This is a genomic window from Rhizobium sp. UFLA01-1127, from assembly GCF_059803845.1.
Window position 1 is genome coordinate 1,566 of sequence record NZ_JAUQTZ010000240.1, and the last position, 2,703, is coordinate 4,268.

Sequence of the window (2,703 nt, forward strand, 5' to 3'; positions counted from 1 at the left end):
TGCGGGTGTAGCTCAGTCGGTTAGAGTGCCGGCCTGTCACGCCGGAGGTCGCGGGTTCGAGCCCCGTCACTCGCGCCATTTCGAGGCAAATTTCGGATCCGCACCGGCTGAAAGGCCAAACGATGCGCGGGTGTAGCTCAGTCGGTTAGAGTGCCGGCCTGTCACGCCGGAGGTCGCGGGTTCGAGCCCCGTCACTCGCGCCATTCTCTCCAAGCCATTACAATCAAACGTCAATTTATTGCAATTGCGAAAGAGCCTTTTCGCGTTTGCGCCGATTTGTCGCGTCGCCGTCGCAACACATTGATATCTACCGCTCGATAGTACCCTAACAGACAGATTCAAAAGGCTTGCGCGCGCGCTCCGCCTGCGCTAACCACGGCTCTGTTGCAACGCTCTTTCGCTTGCTTGGGCATTTGCTCAAAAGCGCCGCCCCGGCGCTGATCGCAAGCAGGGATGGACATGATGACTGGACTGCTCAGTTCCTATATTCCGATAGCGATTTTCATTGGTATTGCCTTGGTGATTGGCCTGGCGCTGTTGATCACGCCGTTTGCCGTCGCCTTCAAGGCGCCTGACTCGGAAAAGCTGTCGGCCTACGAATGCGGTTTCAACGCATTCGATGACGCCCGCATGAAGTTCGATATCCGCTTCTATCTGGTATCGATTCTCTTCATCATCTTCGACCTGGAAGTCGCTTTCCTCTTCCCGTGGGCCGTATCCTTCGGTGCGATCGGCTGGTTCGGGTTCTGGTCGATGATGGTGTTCCTCGCGGTGCTGACCATCGGCTTTATTTATGAATGGAAGAAGGGAGCCCTGGAATGGGAGTAGCTCCAAGCAACACGACGCTCGTCGCGCCGCAGCCGAAGGGGATCATCGATCCCGCGACTGGCAGGCCTGTTGGCAGCAACGACCCGTTCTTCGGCGAGATCAACAATGAACTTGCCGACAAGGGCTTTCTTGTCACGTCTACCGATGAGCTGATCAATTGGGCTCGTACCGGCTCCCTGATGTGGATGACTTTCGGCTTGGCTTGCTGCGCCGTCGAGATGATGCAGGTTTCCATGCCGCGCTACGACGTGGAGCGCTTCGGCTTTGCGCCCCGTGCCTCGCCGCGCCAGTCCGATGTCATGATCGTTGCTGGCACGCTGACCAACAAGATGGCGCCGGCCCTGCGCAAGGTCTACGACCAGATGCCCGAGCCGCGCTACGTCATTTCGATGGGTTCCTGCGCCAACGGCGGCGGCTACTATCATTATTCCTATTCCGTCGTACGCGGATGCGATCGCGTTGTGCCGATCGACATTTATATCCCGGGCTGTCCTCCCACGGCGGAAGCGCTGCTTTACGGCGTGCTTCTGCTGCAGAAGAAGATCCGGCGCACCGGCACGATCGAACGGTAAGGCAGGGGACAAGGTATTATGAGTGAAGCCCTGAACGAACTGGCCGCCTACCTCACGGAAGTTCGCAGCGCCCTGATCTCCTCGAGTGAGATCAAGTATGGCGAGCTGACCGTGACGACGACGGCCGAAAACGTTATCGCCCTGCTGACCTTCCTGCGTGACGATGCCAGGTGCGGTTTTGTCAACATGACGGATATCTGCGGCGTCGACTGGCCGCAGCGCGCTGAGCGTTTCGATGTGGTATACCATCTGCTGTCGCCCAAGAAGAATCTGCGTATCCGCGTCAAGGTTCCTGTGGGCGAAGATCAGCCCGTTCCCTCCGCCTGCGGCATCTATCCGGGAGCAGACTGGTTCGAGCGCGAAACCTGGGACATGTACGGCGTCCTCTTCACCGGCCATCCTGATCTGCGACGCCTGCTGACCGACTACGGCTTCGAAGGCCATCCGCTGCGCAAGGACTTCCCGACGACCGGTTTCGTCGAGGTTCGTTACGACGATGCCGCCAAGCGCGTCGTCTACGAGCCGGTGGAACTGAAGCAAGAATTCCGCAACTTCGACTTCCTGTCGCCGTGGGAGGGCACCGACTACGTGCTCCCGGGTGACGAGAAGGCGAAGGCCTAGTTATTGGCGTGTGGCAGGCTCTGGCCTGCCATTCTCTGAAATTCTGAAAACGCGAGCATCGCCGCCATGACAGAACATAACGTTCGCAACTTCAACATCAATTTCGGTCCGCAGCATCCGGCTGCGCACGGCGTTTTGCGTCTTGTCCTCGAATTGGACGGCGAAATTGTGGAACGCGTCGATCCCCATATCGGCCTGCTGCATCGCGGCACGGAAAAGCTGATCGAAACGAAGACCTATCTTCAAGCCGTTCCGTACTTCGATCGCCTCGACTACGTGGCGCCGATGAACCAGGAACATGCCTACGCGCTGGCTGTCGAAAAGCTGCTCGGCATCGATATCCCGATCCGCGGTCAGCTGATCCGCGTGCTCTATTCGGAAATCGGCCGCATCCTGTCGCATCTTCTGAACGTCACCACGCAGGCCATGGACGTCGGTGCGCTGACGCCGCCGCTCTGGGGCTTCGAAGAGCGCGAAAAGCTGATGGTGTTCTATGAACGTGCCTCCGGCTCGCGCATGCACGCGGCTTACATCCGTCCGGGCGGCGTTCACCAGGATCTTCCCGAAAAGCTCGTTCAGGATATCGGTGACTGGTGCGATCCGTTCCTGAAGGCACTCGACGACATCGACGACCTTCTGACGGGCAACCGTATCTTCAAGCAGCGTAACGTCGATATCGGCG

4 protein-coding genes and 2 tRNA genes are annotated in these 2,703 nt (G+C 58.7%); all 6 read left to right on the forward strand.

The genetic code is table 11. The features are described 5' to 3' along the window. The first annotated feature begins 1 nt into the window (after position 1). Positions 2-78 (forward strand) — tRNA-Asp (locus Q4Q11_RS30925). 48 nt (positions 79-126) lie between these two features. After that, positions 127-203, forward strand: a tRNA-Asp gene (locus tag Q4Q11_RS30930). A gap of 259 nt (positions 204-462) precedes the next feature. Then, positions 463-828: an NADH-quinone oxidoreductase subunit A gene (locus tag Q4Q11_RS30935; protein WP_034489570.1), complete on the forward strand. Its 366-nt coding sequence runs from the start codon at positions 463-465 to the stop codon at positions 826-828. Further along, a complete protein-coding gene (locus Q4Q11_RS30940) occupies positions 819-1,400 on the forward strand; it encodes a NuoB/complex I 20 kDa subunit family protein (protein ID WP_015339504.1) in 582 nt (193 codons plus the stop codon). Before Q4Q11_RS30935 ends, Q4Q11_RS30940 begins: the two co-directional genes overlap by 10 nt. Before the next feature lie 18 nt (positions 1,401-1,418). After that, positions 1,419-2,021: an NADH-quinone oxidoreductase subunit C gene (locus tag Q4Q11_RS30945; RefSeq protein WP_112511105.1), complete on the forward strand. Its 603-nt coding sequence runs from the start codon at positions 1,419-1,421 to the stop codon at positions 2,019-2,021. A gap of 66 nt (positions 2,022-2,087) precedes the next feature. After that, the coding region (locus tag Q4Q11_RS30950; protein ID WP_498571879.1) for an NADH-quinone oxidoreductase subunit D-related protein at positions 2,088-2,703 on the forward strand (616 nt) is incomplete at its 3' end.